General features: G+C 42.6%; 13 protein-coding genes and 1 pseudogene. 9 read left to right on the top strand and 5 right to left on the bottom strand.

The window, feature by feature from the left end; translation table 11 throughout:
- Both PSI15_RS06530 and PSI15_RS06525 read right to left on the bottom strand, forming a co-directional pair.
- Entirely contained in the window at positions 1-423 is a 423-nt protein-coding gene (locus PSI15_RS06530; RefSeq protein ID WP_045971168.1) for an ArsC family reductase, read from the bottom strand.
- Positions 424-755: 332 nt separating this feature from the next.
- A complete protein-coding gene (locus PSI15_RS06525; RefSeq protein WP_045971166.1) occupies positions 756-1,391 on the bottom strand; it encodes a response regulator in 636 nt (211 codons plus the stop codon).
- Between the two features lie 657 nt (positions 1,392-2,048).
- Between PSI15_RS06525 and maeB the strand changes: the two genes are divergently transcribed.
- The 5 genes from maeB to PSI15_RS06500 all read left to right on the top strand — a co-directional run bounded on the left by maeB (position 2,049) and on the right by PSI15_RS06500 (position 10,911).
- On the top strand, positions 2,049-4,328 hold the full coding sequence (gene maeB / locus PSI15_RS06520) for an NADP-dependent oxaloacetate-decarboxylating malate dehydrogenase (RefSeq protein ID WP_273582857.1): 2,280 nt from the start codon (positions 2,049-2,051) through the stop codon (positions 4,326-4,328).
- Positions 4,329-4,644: 316 nt separating this feature from the next.
- Complete coding sequence (locus tag PSI15_RS06515; protein ID WP_273582822.1) at positions 4,645-5,394, top strand: ChaN family lipoprotein; 750 nt, start codon at positions 4,645-4,647, stop codon at positions 5,392-5,394.
- 112 nt (positions 5,395-5,506) lie between these two features.
- Positions 5,507-6,310: an energy transducer TonB family protein gene (locus PSI15_RS06510; RefSeq protein WP_273582821.1), complete on the top strand. Its 804-nt coding sequence runs from the start codon at positions 5,507-5,509 to the stop codon at positions 6,308-6,310.
- Between the two features lie 150 nt (positions 6,311-6,460).
- The gene (locus tag PSI15_RS06505; RefSeq protein WP_273582856.1) at positions 6,461-8,521 is read left to right on the top strand and encodes a S9 family peptidase; all 2,061 of its coding nucleotides are present in this window, start codon (positions 6,461-6,463) and stop codon (positions 8,519-8,521) included.
- Between the two features lie 128 nt (positions 8,522-8,649).
- Positions 8,650-10,911, top strand: a complete 2,262-nt coding sequence (locus PSI15_RS06500) for a TonB-dependent receptor domain-containing protein (RefSeq protein WP_273582855.1) — start codon at positions 8,650-8,652, stop codon at positions 10,909-10,911.
- Between the two features lie 180 nt (positions 10,912-11,091).
- On the opposite strand, the gene PSI15_RS06495 is transcribed toward PSI15_RS06500, so the two are convergent.
- The 3 genes from PSI15_RS06495 to xseA all read right to left on the bottom strand — a co-directional run bounded on the left by PSI15_RS06495 (position 11,092) and on the right by xseA (position 13,429).
- Positions 11,092-11,325, bottom strand: a complete 234-nt coding sequence (locus PSI15_RS06495) for a hypothetical protein (protein WP_273582820.1) — start codon at positions 11,323-11,325, stop codon at positions 11,092-11,094.
- A 174-nt stretch (positions 11,326-11,499) separates the two neighbouring features.
- Complete coding sequence (locus PSI15_RS06490; RefSeq protein ID WP_273582819.1) at positions 11,500-11,724, bottom strand: hypothetical protein; 225 nt, start codon at positions 11,722-11,724, stop codon at positions 11,500-11,502.
- Positions 11,725-12,070: 346 nt separating this feature from the next.
- Positions 12,071-13,429 carry an exodeoxyribonuclease VII large subunit gene (gene xseA, locus PSI15_RS06485; protein ID WP_273582818.1) on the bottom strand — a complete coding sequence of 453 codons (1,359 nt, stop codon included), beginning with the start codon at positions 13,427-13,429 and terminating at the stop codon, positions 12,071-12,073.
- Between the two features lie 173 nt (positions 13,430-13,602).
- On the opposite strand from xseA, the gene guaB reads away from it, so the two are divergent.
- The 4 genes and pseudogenes from guaB to PSI15_RS06465 all read left to right on the top strand — a co-directional run.
- Positions 13,603-15,069, top strand: a complete 1,467-nt coding sequence (gene guaB / locus PSI15_RS06480; protein WP_273582817.1) for an IMP dehydrogenase — start codon at positions 13,603-13,605, stop codon at positions 15,067-15,069.
- A 72-nt stretch (positions 15,070-15,141) separates the two neighbouring features.
- Positions 15,142-16,719, top strand: coding sequence for a glutamine-hydrolyzing GMP synthase (guaA, locus tag PSI15_RS06475; protein WP_273582816.1), 1,578 nt, complete (start codon positions 15,142-15,144; stop codon positions 16,717-16,719).
- 224 nt (positions 16,720-16,943) lie between these two features.
- Positions 16,944-17,513, top strand: a pseudogene (locus PSI15_RS06470) (tyrosine-type recombinase/integrase); the annotation flags it as partial.
- Positions 17,494-17,630: transposase family protein (locus tag PSI15_RS06465; RefSeq protein ID WP_273582854.1), on the top strand; the 137-nt coding region annotated here is incomplete at its 3' end. The pseudogene PSI15_RS06470 and the gene PSI15_RS06465, both read left to right, overlap by 20 nt.

Here is a 17,630-nt window from a genome sequence, read left to right as displayed (position 1 = left end):
TCATCTCCGTATCTCGTCATGTGAGAAAAATTGTTGATACTGCTCCGCCTTGAAACCGAGTAAATATTTCTCTGTTTCTGCCCCGTTGTTTTTTGCGCCTTCTGTGCTGGATACCAGCAGAGGTCGTTTTATGATCGAGGGCTGCTCCAGCATAAGTGCTTTGGCGGACTCGGCATTATTAATGGCGGCTTTTTGCTCGTCGGACAATTTGCGCCACGTTGTACCACGAGTATTCAGGAGGGATTCCCAGCCAACGTTTTCAATAAATGATTGAAGTAATTCAGGAGATAGGCCATCAAGTCGATAATCATGAAAGTGATAAGGAATTCCTTGATCTTCTAACCAACGACGCGCTTTTTTTATGGTATCGCAGTTTTTGATACCGTAGAGAATGGATACTTTGTGAGAAAGGGTATCTGACATGATAGGAGCCTTGATTTTGTTTTGTTTAACCTATCCGACATAATGCGGGAAATGGGGGATTTTATCCAGATAAGGCGTTTTTTGCGCACACTTTATGTTTATTACTTTCCTGACATTTACTCTGGCATTTATGTTATGGATGTCTAAACTCTCAACAAAAACCGATTAGCTACATTTAAAATAATAAACTACATAAATAATACCATTATTTATTATATGCAAAATTAATTTTTTTGTAATTAATTTATGCGCCTTGATAACTCACAATTTCCCCACTGACAAAACTTAGGGAAATTGTGTTCCATATTGGTGCGTTGAGAAAGAATTCAATGCTAAATGAACGCCGTCTTTCTATGTTTTAGATAGATGATAGTGGCTTCGAGACGGGAACGGGACTTGAGTTTTTTCAATAAGTTACGGGTATGGACTTTCACGGTTTCTTCTGAAATAAAAAGGAAGTTAGCGATTTCTTTATTTGTCATTCCTTCGGCAATTTCTTTTAAAACGTCTAATTCTCGTTTGGTTAATTTTGATAACGGATCAACATAAAGGTGGCGGGTGGATAAATATTGATGGACTTTTTCACTGAACACCGCATGACCCTCTATGGCTTTTTTTATGTTGTTCAATAGAGAAGTCAGCTCGATATCTTTTAATAAATAACCATTCGCACCGGCATCAACTGCCTCGTAAATATCGCATCTGTGATCTGAATCGGAGAGTACCAGGATATAGGCATCAAGCCCTTTGCGGCGGAGAGATTTAATCGTATCAATCCCTGAAAGTCCGTGGATTTTTAAATCCATTAGAATAATGTCAGGTTTTATTTGGCAAGCGATATTAATCGCATCTTCACCATTGCCCGTTTCGGCAGTCACAATGAGTTCTCGTTCTAATTCAATCAACCCTTTTAAGCCGTGACGAATGATAGGATGATCATCAACTATCATGACTGAATGATTATGCATGTCCTTTCTCCCATATAGAAATGCAGATTTATGTTTAATAAAACATAAAAGGCAGACTCCTGCTTTATGTTAAATTGCTGTGTGGTTTTTATAGAGTATATTGAATCATCATTAATGAGATTCTGAAAATATATCCTGATATAAAAATAGAAATATCGCAAACAGGTTAAACCACTCAGATGAAATAAAATTCACTTTCATAAGAAAATGTGTTTCCTTAATTGCCAATAATTTTCCAAATAAATAAATTTTCATAATAGTGAGAATTTGTAATCTTGTCTCGCGTGGCGCGTGGGACAAGATTTATTCCTATCATTTTGAAACGCCATTTAAATTTGGATAGATATTTTATAGATTAAGTTTTGTTTTTGTAAACTTATTTTAAATGTTGATTTAAAAATGTATCTTTAATTAATTTATCAGGTTATTAATTAGAGATAAAATACCTCTCTATAGGTATCATTAGGATAATATCCCTATAATGTTGATCAAATAACATTCCAACATTGTCGATCACTTCCTTACTCCTTTTGTTTGTTTTTTGCGCCTTGATTTTAAAGATTATGCACAAAATGCCGCTGACATCATGATTTAACCTTCTGTAACTATTATACTGAAACCATTTTCACTAAGACATGACGCGTAAGGGATCTGATGATGGATGAAAAATTAAAACAAAGTGCTCTTGATTTTCATGAGTTTCCACAACCTGGAAAAATTACAGTGACACCCACCAAGCCACTGACAACACAACGTGATTTGGCATTAGCATACTCACCGGGGGTTGCTGCGCCTTGTCTTGAAATAGCAGAAGATCCTTTGGCAGCCTATAAATATACGGCACGTGGTAATCTTGTTGCGGTTATCTCCAATGGTAGTGCTGTGTTAGGGTTGGGGAATATCGGCGCACTGGCCGGTAAACCGGTTATGGAAGGTAAGGGCGTTTTATTCAAGAAATTCTCTGGGATCGATGTTTTTGACATTGAAGTGGATGAATCCAACCCTGATAAATTAATTGATATCATTGCGGCACTGGAGCCCACTTTCGGCGGTATTAACCTTGAAGATATCAAAGCACCGGAGTGTTTTTACATTGAACAGAAACTCCGTGAGCGCATGAAAATTCCGGTATTCCACGATGATCAACATGGGACGGCAATTATCTGTACCGCCGCGGTACTAAATGGATTGCGGGTGGTTGATAAAGATATTGGTAAAGTGCGCATGGTGGTATCAGGGGCGGGAGCGGCCTCCATTGCCTGTATGAATCTGCTGGTGGCACTGGGTCTGAAACGTGAAAATATTGTCGTTTGTGACTCAAAAGGGGTTATCTATCGCGGCCGCGAAGAGAATATGGAAAAGACCAAAGCGGATTATGCCATTGAAGATAACGGCAGCCGTACACTGGCAGATGTGATCCCTGATGCGGATATTTTCCTCGGCTGTTCCGGACCGGGCGTATTGACACAGGACATGGTGAAAACCATGGCAAAAAGTCCGCTGATTATGGCATTGGCTAACCCAGAGCCGGAAATTTTACCGCCACTGGCAAAAGCTGTGCGCCCTGATGCCATTATTTGTACCGGTCGTTCTGATTTTCCTAATCAGGTCAATAACGTTCTTTGTTTCCCATTTATCTTCCGTGGCGCATTGGATGTTGGGGCGACCACGATTAATGAAGAGATGAAACTTGCCTGTGTGCATGCCATTGCGGATCTTGCCTTGGCGGAACAAAGTCAGGAAGTGGCTTCTGCCTACGGCGATCAAGATCTGTTCTTTGGCCCTGATTATATTATTCCGAAGCCGTTTGATCCTCGCCTGATTGTCAAAATTGCCCCGGCCGTTGCGAAAGCGGCGATGGAATCCGGTGTGGCAACCCGGCCTATTACCGATTTCGGGGCATATATTGAGAAACTCAATGAGTTTGTCTATAAAACCAACCTCTTTATGAAGCCCATCTTCTCTCAAGCCAAAAAAGAGAAGAAACGTATTGTCTTGGCAGAAGGGGAAGATATTCGTGTGCTGCATGCGACACAAGAACTCGTCTCCCTTGGCCTGGCATTTCCCATCCTGATTGGCCGCCCTGGCGTGATTGACATGCGGATTAAAAAGCAGGGTCTGCATATTGAAGCCGGTAAAGATTTTGAAGTGGTGAACAACGAAAATGACCCACGTTTCAAAGAATATTGGCAAGAATATTATCAGATGATGAAACGCCGTGGTGTTTCACCAGAGCAGGCTCGTCGGGCAGTGATTGGCAACCCGACGCTGATAGGCGCAATCATGGTACACCGTGGTGAAGCAGATGGCCTGATTTGTGGTACGGTTGGCGGCTATACTGAACATTATCAAGTCGTGAAAGATGTCTTTGGCTTCCGTCAGGGCGTCCATACCGCAGGGGCGATGAACGCCTTGATGCTACCGACAGGAAATACCTTCATTGCCGATACCTATGTTAATGAAGATCCAAGCCCAGAAGAGTTGGCAGAAATCACGCTGATGGCGGCGGAAACGGTTCGTCGTTTTGGCATTGAACCTAAAGTGGCCCTGTTATCGCGTTCAAGTTTTGGCTCGTCGGATTGTGATTCTGCGCGCAAAATGCGTAAGACCTTGGAGCTGGTTCAGCAAATGGCTCCATCACTTGAAATTGATGGTGAAATGCACGGAGATGCGGCTTTGGTCGAAAGTATTCGTCGAGATATCATGCCTGACAGCCCACTGAAAGGTTCCGCCAATCTGTTAATTATGCCCAATATGGAAGCGGCACGTATCAGCTATAACTTGCTGCGTGTGACCAGTTCCGAAGGCGTCACCATTGGCCCGGTTCTGATGGGGGTTGCAAAACCCGTTCATGTTCTGACATCGATTGCTTCTGTACGCCGTATCGTCAATATGGTGGCCTTGGCGGCGGTTGAAGCACAAACCGATCCTCTGTAAATAACGCGGAATTGCAACAGTCAATCTGGAATTAACTCACGAGTTACCCTGTTAAGTTTATGCTTAACAGGGTTTTTATTTGTAAATAATTCTCATTATCTATAGTATGCGGGCAATTTTTTAATAACAAATTTAATACTACTAAGTTATGAAAATATCTCCCCGTATAAGATCGATTTTTTTAGCCTGTTCTCTCCTGCTTGGCAGTAGTATTCTCGCGGGTTGTGCCGTCACGCCAGACGGCACGCAGAATAGCTCCCAAATGGTATTTCAAACTCTTCCTGCTGAGTTAATGCAGTCTGGCGCGGTGCTTGACATGAAAACAGGCCAAGCCATTACCCCCGATCAACTGTTGGAACAATTGGCGAATTATCCGCGTGTTATTGTGGGTGAAAAACATGACAATCCTTACCATCACCAAATCGAGTTATGGTTAGTACAACAATTGGAGAAAAAACGTCCTCATGGTTCCGTATTACTGGAAATGATTAACCCAAACCAGCAAGAAAAAGTGAATAAAGTGAAAAGCTGGTTGCAGGGGAATCCGATTGTCAGGCAAGAACGTATCCAGCAATTATTGGCGTGGCAGCAAGGCTGGCCGTGGGAATGGTACGGTGATTTAGTGACGGCGCTGATGAAAGCCCCTTATCCGCTGCTGGCGGCAAACCTGAATCGCTGTGAAGTCGATCAAGCCTATAAAGATCACCGGGCTGGGGACAGAACGTCACTGGTTGCTGATGATGTCAAAAAACTTATTGAAGCCACGATTAAAAATTCCCACGGCGGCAATATCGATGAGTTACATCTTTCTGCCATGACTAAGATTCAGCAAATGCGCGATCAACGCATGGCTGAACAACTCGTTAAAGCACCCTTACCAGCGATGTTATTTGCGGGAGGGTATCATGCGGCAAAAGCGATGGGTGTCCCTCAGCATGTGAAGAAAATCGCGCCAAATGAAAAAGTGGTGGTATTTTTCATTGCTGAACAGGGTGTTTCTTTGAACAGCGAATATGCGGATTTTGTCTGGTTTACGCCAAAAGTGAGCGAAAAAGTAACCAAATAATGTTAATTATCACAAGGATGTGAGTTATTAATAAATAAAAATAGTTTTCATTTATATATCCAATTGATTATCATTCATGTCAATTTATTATTGACATAATGTGCTATAAAAGATGCTGACGTACACCACGTATCAAAATGCTCACACAGGTCATGTGACAAAATCTTTTTTCGCTGCGATCACACTGCACGTCTTGTTCGTAGGATGGCTGATCCACAAACCCAAAGATATCGATATTGAGGAATTTCTTCCTCCGCCGGCGGTGATGGTGGAACTGTCAACGCAGACGGAAGCTATCCATAAAATACACGTACAGCCGATTGGCATTGAACAGCAGCTATCTGTGGCCAGTAATCAGAAAGAAAGCAAAGTTGACGAACTCAACATGCCAAAATTAGAGGTCAATGAAAATGCCTTGCTGTTGGTGGATAAGCCGAAGAAAAAAAAGAAAGAACAAGATGCACTGAAAAAAACACAGCCGGTTAAGCGAGTAAAAGCCGAAGAACAGGAAAGCGAAAAATCTCGCAGCAGTGCTGCGCCAACGACCAGTAGCGCAAAGGCGAATAATGTGACCGCTCGCACGGCAGCGTCTTATGAAAGTAACTCTGACGCTATTGCTGATGCCAAAGCCGTTTGGCAGGCAGAAGTCACGGGGCACCTGAATCGTTATAAAAAATACCCGGACGATGCCCAGAGAAGGAAACGAACAGGGCGCCCGATGGTGAAATTCACGGTAAACCAACTGGGAGCCGTGCTTGACAGTGAATTAACGCGACGTTCAGGAACTAATTCACTGGACAGGGAAGCCAGGATGGTGCTGGAAAGGGCACAGCCTTTACCTAAGCCGCCCGACGTCATTTTAACGCATGGCAGGATCACCGTTGAACTGCCGATAGATTTTTATTTATCTCAGTAAAAATACAGGATTGATGGCATGTCACAGGATAAAACCGTGTGCGAGAAAGCAGTGCGCAGTAAAAGAAGGGTGCTTGGCTTTTTGCTCGGTGGTAGTTTATTGGGGCACAGTCTTGCCACTATCGCAATGGAGGAAAATAGGGTGCTACCTATGGCCACAAAACATCTCGTCACAAAACAAGCACATAAAATGGAAATGCACGGCGATGTTCGTGTTGATAACTATTATTGGCTACGTGATGACAATCGTCAGGATAAAAACGTTATTGATTACTTAAAAGCCGAGAATCAATATACCGAGCAAATGCTGAAACCGGGTCAAGCATTGCGTGAAACCCTCTATAACGAAATGGCTGATAGAATGAGTAAAGAAGATCAGTCCGTTCCTTATACCTATAATGGGTATATTTATCGTACCGTTTACGAGGCAGGAAAAGATTTTCCCATCTATCAGCGCAAGCCAGTCGATAATTCAACCGATTGGCAGGTCATGGTTGACGGCAATGAGCGGGCAAAGGGGCATAAGTTTTATCAACTGGGTGGATTTGCGGTTACCTTAGATAACAAACGTATTGCTGTGGTGGAGGATACCCAAGGTCGTCGTAACTACAAGATCTCATTTAAGGATTTTGCAGATGCCGACTGGCAGAATGATGTGATAGAAAACACGTCCGGCAATATTTTGTGGGCGAATGATGGTGAAACGCTGTTTTATGTGCGCAGAGATCCACAAACATTACTGCCTTATCAGTTAGTTCGTCACCAATATGGCACGGATAGCCAGCAGGATAAAAAAGTCTATCAAGAAGAGGATGAGCGCTTCTACTTGTCGATTTCGGAAAGTACCTCACTGGATTATATTTTGATTTCGAGCACCAGTTATTCGAGTTCAGAATATCGGCTGATTGATGCCAACCAGCCACAAACCGAACCGCAAATTTTTTCTGCTCGTCAGGCGGAGCGTGAATATGACCTCGACCACTTCCGTGGGCAATTCTATATCCGTTCTAATCATGAAAATCCCTTATTTGGCCTGTATCGGACAGATGCCATCAATAAACCCTGGGAAACCGTGATTGCGCCACAGGAAAATACCGATCTGGAAAATTTTGCCCTGTTCAACGATGGGTTAGTTGTACAGGAACGCACGAAAGGATTGTCATCGATTCGCCAGATTGACTGGAAAACGCAGCAGGAGAAACGGGTTCAATTCGATGATCCGGCCTATATGGCCTCATTGGGTTATAACCCGGAACCCGATACTCATTTCTTGCGCTATAGCTATTCATCAATGACAACACCCAGTTCTGTATTCCAATGGAATATGCAAACGGGTGAGCGTGAGTTGTTGAAGCAACAGGAAGTGAAAGGGTTCAGCAAAGAGAATTATGCCAGCCAGCGTCTTTGGGTAAAAGCGCGTGATGGCGTGGAAGTGCCGGTTTCTCTGGTATACCGCAAGTCCCTGTTCAAAAAAGGGGAAAACCCGATCCTGATTTACGGTTATGGTTCTTACGGCATCAGCATGGACCCTTATTTCAGTTCAGCACTGTTAAGTTTGCTGGATCGTGGATTTGTCTACGCATTAGTGCATGTGCGTGGTGGTGGGGATTTAGGTAAAAATTGGTATCTGCAAGGTAAACTTGGGAACAAGATGAACAGTTTCCACGATTTTATCGATGCAACCAAGACCCTGATTGCTGATGGTTACGGTAATAGCCAGCGTGTTTATGCTGAAGGCGGCAGTGCGGGCGGTTTATTAATGGGCACGGTGATTAATCAGGCACCGGAACTCTATCGTGGTGTCATTGCAAAAGTGCCTTTTGTGGATGTGTTGACCACGATGCTTGATCCATCCATTCCATTAACCACGGGTGAATATGAAGAGTGGGGTAATCCAAATAATAAAGAAGATTACTTTCGGATTAAATCCTATAGTCCTTATGACAATATTCAACATCAGCGTTATCCTCATTTGTTGGTGACGACAGGTTTGCATGACTCTCAAGTGCAATATTGGGAGCCAGCAAAATGGGTAGCGAAATTAAGGGAAATGAAACAAGGCAATAGTCTGTTATTGTTAGAGACCAATATGGATACGGGGCATGGTGGAAAATCAGGGCGTTTTAATCGGCTGAATGACATTGCTTTCGATTACAGTTTCTTATTAATGTTGGATGATGCTAAAACCTATTTTCCAGAATTAAAAGACTAATAAAAAAATAGCTAATGATGACTCAAGGCGCTGATAATTTTATCAGCGTCATGGGTTTTTTATTACGCAAATTTGTGAAGCAGTGTGAGTCGTCAATCAATACTTTTTTTAATTTAGGTGATATTTTAATGAAAACTGTGGCAAAAATAGCTGGAGCCAGCGCAATGCTGATTGGGCTTCAGGGCATCGCTTATGCTGACAATGAAAAAGAAAAAGTCGTGCGATTTAGCAGCCTGAAAGTTTCAGGCTCTCAAGATAATAAGAATGCACCTCAGATTGAAGCGATGGAAAAACCCGGCGCTTATAGTTCTGTGGGCGAAGATAATAAATTGGAATCTGTGGACAGCATATTGCGCAGCTTGCCGGGGACTTACACCCAACTAGATGCCAGTCAGGGGCAAGGGGTTGTGGGTGTCAATATTCGCGGTTTAAGTGGCTTTGGTCGCGTTAATATGATGGTGGATGGCATTAGCCAAAGTTTTTATGGTACATCACCAAATGAGTTTTCACATGGGCATCAGGGTTATAATCAATTTGGTGCTTTGGTTGATCCTAACTTTATTGTGCGGGTAGATATTGCCCGTGGGCAAGCTGATGACGCTGATTCTATCAATGCGTTGGTAGGAAGTGCCAATTTTCGTACTATTGGTGTTAATGATGTCATATTCGAAGGCAATAATTTGGGCGTTCGTACTAAATGGACATATGGCAACAATGGTATCGGCCGAAGTGGCATGATAGCTGTTGCAGGAAAAACACAGGCATTCAGCCCGGAAGGTTCTGTCGGGGCTTTATTCGCTTTCAGTGGGCATAATATTGAAGCCCATTATAGAAATGCTGATGGTATTAGTAGTGAACAGTATCTTACAAACGATACATTCAAACAAAAGCCCAATTCTCAATTAGTGAAATTAAATATTAAACCCAATGATTTTCATGATTTGGAATTAAGCAGTCGTCTTTATCATAATAAATTCAATCGTCGTCATATCGATAATTATGATTATTATTTGAAATACCACTACACCCCATTTACTGAGTTAGTGGATACTAAAGTTATGCTCAGTACCAGCAATGGTCAACAAAGTTTGCAAAGTAAGTCAGTGGGAGTATTGGGCGCGGGTGAAGCAAAAAGTCGATCCGATTCTATTAATATCCGTAATACCAGCCGATTCAATTATGCTGATACTGATTTTGCATTCACGGTTGGCAGTAAATGGATGCGGACTGAATATCGTAAAAAAATAGATACAAGTTTGGATGATGTAAAAACAGATGGGCAAATGCGGGAAAACAATGGCTTTGCTCCAGGTGGTAAGCAAGATATTGCCAGCATTTATAGTAAGTTAAAAATTGAACGAGGCATTTACACCGCTGATCTGATGCTAAGTTATCAGGATTATAGTGTCAAAGGATTAAAACCCGCCTGTGATAAACGTATCAATTGTTTCCCGCAAGGGGAGGCACAATTAAATTTAAAAGAGCGTGGATTTAATCCAGGTATCCTATTGTCAGCTGAAATTATTCCTGAATTTCAACCGTTTGTAAGTTATACCCATTCAATGCGGGCGCCTAATGCTCAGGAAATATTTTTTTCCAATGAAGGCGGCAATTCTATGAATCCATTCCTGAAAGGGGAAAAGGCAGAGACCTATCAAATTGGATTTAATAGTTATCGTCCAAACTTAATCGTGGAAGGGGATTCATTCCGCCTGAAAGCGACGATGTTTCATACTAAAATCAAAAATTATATCCTTAATGAATCTTATCTGCTTTGTGCAGAAGGACGAATTTGTAAAGACGATGGAACGCTGACAGGTGAAGATTGGGATGGTATTGATCCTAATTTCAATATGTACATCTATAGTAATAGTTTGACACCAGTCACTATGCGTGGTTATGAACTTTCGATGGATTATGATGCGGGTATATTCTACAGTACACTGGCATATAGCCAGCAAAAAACACAGCAGCCAACGTCAATCTCAACATCTTACTTTGGTGCAAGTCCCGCATCTCAATTACCGGAGCGTTATGCGACGCTGGATACGGGAATACGTTTATTTGATGAAAAAATGCGTGTTGGTGCGATTGTGAAATATACAGGGACGTCTTATCACCAGGATCCTAATATTGAATTTGATGAAGAGAATGATAATCAAGTAAAAATGATAAAGGATGATAAGATACCGACCATTATTGATTTGTATACAGATTATCAAATCAATAAAAATATTTTAGTTAAATTTTCAATTCAAAACTTAACTAATAAAAACTATTCTGATGCCTTGAACCGTTCAAATTCATCACCGGTTATGGGGGATCAAGAGACTAAAACGCAAACCGCTCGCGGCCGAACCTACGTTATGGGAGCAGAAATTCGCTTCTAATCTAATCTCTTATTAGAGTTTAAATCATTACATAAAAATAGCGGTGAACTTTCACCGCTATTTTGCTAAATCTAGTTTGTTTTTTTATAATTTGCATTATTTGATAACACAGACACTCTGTAATCTGGTTTTTAGTATGGTATGAATTTGGTTGATAATCATTAAGGCAGGCATGTAATATTAAACACCTATGCCAGATAAACTTAACCTTAATGTTAATTTGATGCTTGAAATTGCTGCATCTATGGCACTATTTATCATTCTCAATGTTTTATTGGAAATAACGTTAAAATCCCTCAATAAATTAAATATATCTTTAAGGGATTTACCTATGTTATCAAGGCCATCTTCGATATCTGACAACAATTCCTCACTGATAGCGAAGTTCGTTGTTACATTTGTTAATTCTTTCATGGATGCCTCTCTGTTTAATTATGCGTATGGTTTTATGCTAAGTATAGAATAAAATATCACGAGTGTGATATTGAAATTAAAAAATGGAAAAATTGACTTAATTGCTGAATAAAAATAATAATGTCTATTAAATAACCACTCCAGAAAATTCATTAGAGTGGTTATTTATATATTCTATTTAACAAGTAGAGTGTTAATAATCTTTTTAATAGCTTCAACTAAATCATCTATGATGGTGGTTACCACTGTCACTGTGTCAGCTGAAATAACATTAGCATCACCCAATGTTTTTAATAATACATCGATTGTTGCTGCAATATTACCAATAAGATTTTCGATGTCAGTAAAAAAGCTTTTATCTATAGGTGTACCTGGTTGGGTTGGCATTGAATCTGTCATAACTACCTCACTACTTGATGTTGTGTGTAATAAAATATACTGATCTATCCCCATATATTGTGAATATCGACGACTCCTTTAGAAATTTATCATTAAATAACAATCAAAAGGGTTATGAAAACAATTCTGATGATTATTATGTTGTTTTAAATACAATCTTTAATTATTTTGTTTGAGTCTGTCAGGTATTTACATGAACCTGTTTGCCAAAATAAATTGGTGAAATAATTTCATTGATAAACTAAGTATAGAGTAAAGATATCATTCATCAACCAGGAAAGTAGAAAAAAAAGCCGAACAGGGGCAATTTTCAACATAAGCCCCTAATTAATCGAATATACCCATACTAATTTAATTTCTTTCTTTTGCTGACTTTTGTCACCTGACTCTCAAGCCAACCATCCTGCAAACGTGTTTTCACCTTATCCCCCATTTGCACCTGCTTAACCTGCTTTAACAGCTTCCCGTCCGATAGCTCGCTGATACTGTAACCGCGACTCAATGTTGCCAGCGGGCTAACCGCCTCCATGCGCGAACAGGAAACAGCAAATTTTTCCCGATAACGGCCTAATTGTCGTTCAATGGCCTGTTTTAAACGAAAATCAATCTGCTGGACTGCTTGACGGTAATGCTGAATCTCCCGATCAGGGTGGATTTGCAACAACCGCTGATTCAACTTCTCATAGGAAACTGAGTGCTGTTTTAGACAATGTGATAAATTATCAAGCAATTTTTGGCGCAACTCAGTCAAATAATTTTGTTGACGCGCCAATCGTAAATCAGGGCGTTGCTGTTGAAGACGGTGCTGCAATACATTAAATACCCGTTGTTTCTGGGCAAGGAAATAATCCATCGCCATTTCAAGACGTTGTTGCAGGGATTGTATTTGCCGCAATAACTCTATTTGGTTGCGACTGACTAACTCAGCCGCCGCAGAAGGTGTCGGGGCACGTAAGTCAGCGACAAAATCAGCAATGGTAACATCGGTTTCATGCCCGATGGCACTCACAATTGGGATACGGCTTTGGAATATGGCTCGTGCAACTTGTTCATCATTAAAACACCACAAATCCTCCAGCGAACCGCCACCACGCCCGACAATCAGAACATCACACTCTTGGCGCACATTTGCCCGTTCAATTGCCCGAATAATTTGTAATGGTGCTTCATCGCCCTGAACAGCGGCAGGATAAATGACAATGGGTAAGGAAGGATCACGGCGTTGCAAGATATTCAGAATATCGTGTAGTGCTGCGCCACTGCCGGACGTGATAACACCGAGCCGTTTTGCCGGCGAGGGCAGTGGTTTTTTGTGGATTTGATCAAATAAGCCTTCTGTAGAGAGTTTTTGCTTCAACATTTCAAATTGCTGTTGCAACAAACCCTCCCCAGCAGGCTGGATACTTTCCACAATCAGTTGATAGTCCCCCCTGGGCTCATACAGGGTAATTTGTGCCCGAACCAAAACCTGTTGCCCATTTTGTGGACGAAATGTTGCTTTCAGGTTATGGCCTCGAAACATGGCAGCACGAATTTGTGCTCGTTCATCTTTTAAGGTGAAGTACCAATGCCCTGACGATGGCTGAGAGAAATTGGACATTTCGGCGGATAACCAAATTCTGCCCATTTCCAGCTCTAACAACTGGCGAACAGTTTGATTCAGACGGCTAACAGAAAAAATTCCGGTATGATTTGATTGTGACATGTGAGCTGGATCAAATTTTAAAACAAGGACTTAATTGACAGATATTAGTCTCATCAGATGACTAATCAAGAATTTTTTTCAAAAAATGCTGGAGGCAACCGATTTCGGCCTGTATAATGCCGCGGCAATATTTTATCCCTCTTATTGCTCCATAGCCTGGTGAGATATTGCCCATGTTACGAATTAGAAAAGAAGCATTAACTTTTGACGATGTATTGTTGGTTCCTGCCCACTCCACAGTCTTGCCGAATACAGCAGATTTGTCCACTCAATTAACTTCCACCATTCGCCTGAATGTACCTATGCTTTCTGCGGCTATGGATACCGTGACGGAATCTTCATTGGCTATTGCACTGGCACAAGAAGGGGGCATTGGCTTCATTCATAAAAATATGTCGATTGAGCGTCAGGCGGAAGAAGTCAGTCGTGTGAAGAAACATGAAAGCGGTGTCGTGACCGATCCGGTGACTGTCACGCCACAAACCACGCTGCGCGAAGTCCATGAATTGGCTGAACGTCATGGCTTTGCGGGTTATCCGGTGGTAACAGGAGCGAACGAGTTGGTGGGGATCATTACCGGCCGTGATGTCCGCTTTGTGACTGATTTGGATCAACCTGTGACGGCGGTGATGACGCCTAAAGAACGTTTGGTAACGGTAAAAGAAGGCGAAGCCCGTGAAGTGGTTTTGCAGAAAATGCACGAGCAACGTGTTGAAAAAGCGCTGGTTGTTGATGATGAGTTCCACCTGCTTGGCATGATTACGGTGAAAGATTTCCAGAAAGCGGAACGTAAGCCAAACGCATGTAAAGACGAACAAGGCCGCTTGCGTGTTGGGGCTGCGGTTGGTGCAGGTGCTGGCAACGAAGAACGTATTGATGCCTTGGTTGCTGCGGGTGTAGATGTACTACTGATTGACTCTTCCCACGGTCATTCTGAAGGGGTGTTGCAGCGTATTCGTGAAACTCGCACTAAATATCCTGATTTGCAAATCATCGGCGGTAACGTCGCGACGGGTGAAGGTGCCAAAGCGCTGGTGGAAGCGGGTGTAAACGCAGTGAAGGTGGGTATTGGCCCAGGTTCTATTTGTACAACCCGTATCGTTACCGGTGTGGGTGTTCCTCAAATCACTGCCATTGCAGACGCGGTTGAAGCGCTGGAAGGGACTGGCATTCCTGTTATTGCGGACGGTGGTATTCGCTTCTCTGGTGACATCGCTAAGGCGATTGCAGCGGGAGCATCATGTGTGATGGTGGGTTCTATGCTGGCAGGGACAGAAGAATCCCCGGGTGAAATTGAACTCTACCAGGGCCGTTCGTTTAAATCTTACCGCGGAATGGGTTCTCTGGGCGCGATGTCCAAAGGCTCTTCTGACCGTTATTTCCAGACTGATAATGCGGCTGACAAACTGGTTCCTGAAGGCATCGAGGGTCGTGTAGCTTACAAGGGGCTGTTGAAAAACATCGTCCACCAGCAGATGGGCGGTCTGCGTTCCTGCATGGGGCTGACGGGTTGTGCAACCATTGATGAATTGAGAACAAAAGCAGAATTTGTGCGTATCAGTGGTGCAGGCATTCAGGAAAGCCACGTTCATGACGTGACTATCACCAAAGAATCACCAAACTACCGTTTAGGTCTGTAATCTATTTAGCGTGGCCCATCATCGGGCCACTGATTTTTTAATTGCCACTTGTTTTTTTGGAACTCACCTCAAATGACAACTAATATCCATCAACATCGCATTCTGATCCTTGATTTTGGCTCGCAATATACTCAGCTTATTGCCCGCCGCATTCGTGAAATTGGTGTTTATTGTGAACTTTGGACATGGAATGTCACTGAAGAGCAGATCCGTGAATTTAACCCGAACGGTATTATCCTTTCTGGTGGGCCAGAAAGCACCACTGAGCACAATAGCCCACGTGCGCCGGAATATGTATTCAATGCGGGTGTGCCTGTGCTGGGTATCTGCTATGGCATGCAAACCATGTCCATGCAATTGGGGGGGCAAGTTTCCAATTCTGATGAGCGTGAATTTGGCTATGCGCAAGTTGAGATCAAAAATAACTGCGAATTGTTCCGTGATATTCACGATGCCCTGAGCGAAGAAGGCAAACCTTTGCTGGATGTATGGATGAGTCATGGTGATAAAGTCACCGCTATTCCGGCTGATTTTACGACGGTTGCCAGTACGGATACCTGCCCGTTTGCCATTATGGCCAATGATAAAAAACGTTTTTATGGTGTGCAATTCCATCCTGAAGTGACGCACACCCAGCAAGGTCTGAATATCCTGCAACGCTTTGTGCTGGATATTTGTCAGTGTGAAGCGCTGTGGACGCCGGCTTCTATCATCGACGATATCGTAGAACGTCTGCGTGCGCAGATTGGCGATGATCACGTTATTCTGGCGTTGTCTGGTGGTGTAGATTCCTCTGTTACTGCATTGCTGCTAAACCGTGCGATTGGCAAACGTTTGACCTGCGTCTTCGTCGACAACGGCTTATTGCGCCTGAATGAGGCGGATCAGGTCATGGAGATGTTTGCAGGTAAATTTGACCTGAACATTGTTCATGTTAAAGCAGAAGATCGTTTCTTATCTGCATTGGCGGGCATTGATGAGCCAGAAGCTAAACGCAAAACCATCGGGCACGTCTTTATTGATGTGTTTGATGAAGAAGCATCGAAACAAACTCAGATTAAGTGGCTGGCACAGGGCACCATTTATCCAGATGTTATCGAGTCAGCGGCCTCTGCAACGGGCAATGCCCATGTGATTAAATCTCACCACAATGTGGGTGGATTGCCAGAAGATATGAAACTGGGTCTGGTTGAACCGCTGAAAGAGCTGTTCAAAGATGAAGTGCGTCGTATCGGTCTGGCGCTGGGGCTACCCTATGAAATGCTCTACCGCCACCCATTCCCAGGCCCAGGCCTTGGTGTTCGCGTATTGGGTGAAGTCAAGAAAGAGTACTGTGACCTGTTGCGCCGTGCTGATGCTATCTTCATTGAAGAACTGCATAAAGCGGATCTGTACCATAAAGTTAGTCAGGCATTTACCGTATTCCTGCCAGTCCGCTCTGTGGGTGTGATGGGTGATGGTCGTAAATACGACTGGGTTGTGTCCTTGCGTGCGGTAGAAACTATTGACTTTATGACCGCTCATTGGGCGCATCTGCCATATGATTTCTTGGGTCGTGTATCGAACAGAATCATTAATGAAGTTGATGGTATTTCGCGGGTCGTCTATGACATCAGCGGTAAGCCACCCGCAACCATTGAGTGGGAATGATATAACGCCCTCCCAAGCTTCACCAAATCATTATCATTTTCTAATTAAGACCCTGATTTTAGGGTCTTTTTATCTCCATGTCTCACCAAAACACACCATATCAGCATGGACTATTTGACGGTATTTTTAACGGTATCGCAAAATGATTTATATTAAATGATTCGTAATACCGTCAGAAATCTTCCTGAAATTGACGGTATCAGATCAATAAAAAGGGTGCCGTTATGCTGACAGATACAAAGTTAAAAAACCTAAAACCAACTGATAAATTATACAAGATTTCCGACCGTGACGGACTATATGTAGCCGTGACAAAGTCAGGTATAGTCTCGTTTCGGTACGATTACCGTATAAATGGACGCAGGGAAACAGTAACCTTTGGTAAGTACGGTGCTGACGGTATTACGTTAGCAGAGGCGCGAAAAATGTTAGTTGACGCCAAAAAAATGATTTCTGATGGTTTTTCTCCATCAGCAAAAAAAAGAATAGATAAGAAATTACTTGATAAATCAAATGCATTTTCAGCTTATGCCAAGCTCTATTTTGATAATGCTGAGTTTGCGGATAGTACCAGAAAGATGAAACTGTCGGTATTAGAGAGGGAAATCATGATGGTATTGGGACGGTATTTGATGACTGAAATAAATACCGTCATGGTCAGGGACTTATGCGAGAAGATAAAGGAACGGGGTGCTAGAGCTACTGCATTACAGGCAAGGGAAATAATACAAGCGGTTTATAATTTTGCTATAGCCAGAGGGGAAACCTTTCAAAATCCAGCAGCCAGTATCCGTTGTTAAAGAAACTCGCTCCGATACCCATCGTCAGTATGATCTGATTGATGTCATTTTTCTTGTTATCAGCGCCATCATGGCGGGTGCCGAAGGTTGGCAAGATATTGAAAACTATGG

This window comes from Xenorhabdus sp. PR6a (assembly GCF_028599065.1).
Lineage (GTDB): Bacteria > Pseudomonadota > Gammaproteobacteria > Enterobacterales > Enterobacteriaceae > Xenorhabdus > Xenorhabdus doucetiae.
Note: the sequence above shows the minus strand (reverse complement) of the source record. Positions and strands in the feature narration are given on the sequence as shown.

Excerpts from the sequence above, each read along its gene's own strand:
- PSI15_RS06505 (WP_273582856.1), top strand. The coding sequence starts at position 6,461 with ATGGCCACAAAACATCTCGTCACAAAACAAGCACATAAAATGGAAATG.
- PSI15_RS06495 (WP_273582820.1), bottom strand. The coding sequence starts at position 11,325 with ATGAAAGAATTAACAAATGTAACAACGAACTTCGCTATCAGTGAGGAA.
- PSI15_RS06490 (WP_273582819.1), bottom strand. The coding sequence starts at position 11,724 with ATGACAGATTCAATGCCAACCCAACCAGGTACACCTATAGATAAAAGC.
- xseA (WP_273582818.1), bottom strand. The coding sequence starts at position 13,429 with ATGTCACAATCAAATCATACCGGAATTTTTTCTGTTAGCCGTCTGAAT.
- guaA (WP_273582816.1), top strand. The coding sequence starts at position 15,142 with ATGACAACTAATATCCATCAACATCGCATTCTGATCCTTGATTTTGGC.
- PSI15_RS06500 (WP_273582855.1), top strand. The coding sequence starts at position 8,650 with ATGAAAACTGTGGCAAAAATAGCTGGAGCCAGCGCAATGCTGATTGGG.
- maeB (WP_273582857.1), top strand. The coding sequence starts at position 2,049 with ATGGATGAAAAATTAAAACAAAGTGCTCTTGATTTTCATGAGTTTCCA.
- PSI15_RS06510 (WP_273582821.1), top strand. The coding sequence starts at position 5,507 with ATGCTGACGTACACCACGTATCAAAATGCTCACACAGGTCATGTGACA.
- guaB (WP_273582817.1), top strand. The coding sequence starts at position 13,603 with ATGTTACGAATTAGAAAAGAAGCATTAACTTTTGACGATGTATTGTTG.
- PSI15_RS06525 (WP_045971166.1), bottom strand. The coding sequence starts at position 1,391 with ATGCATAATCATTCAGTCATGATAGTTGATGATCATCCTATCATTCGT.
- PSI15_RS06530 (WP_045971168.1), bottom strand. The coding sequence starts at position 423 with ATGTCAGATACCCTTTCTCACAAAGTATCCATTCTCTACGGTATCAAA.
- PSI15_RS06515 (WP_273582822.1), top strand. The coding sequence starts at position 4,645 with ATGAAAACAGGCCAAGCCATTACCCCCGATCAACTGTTGGAACAATTG.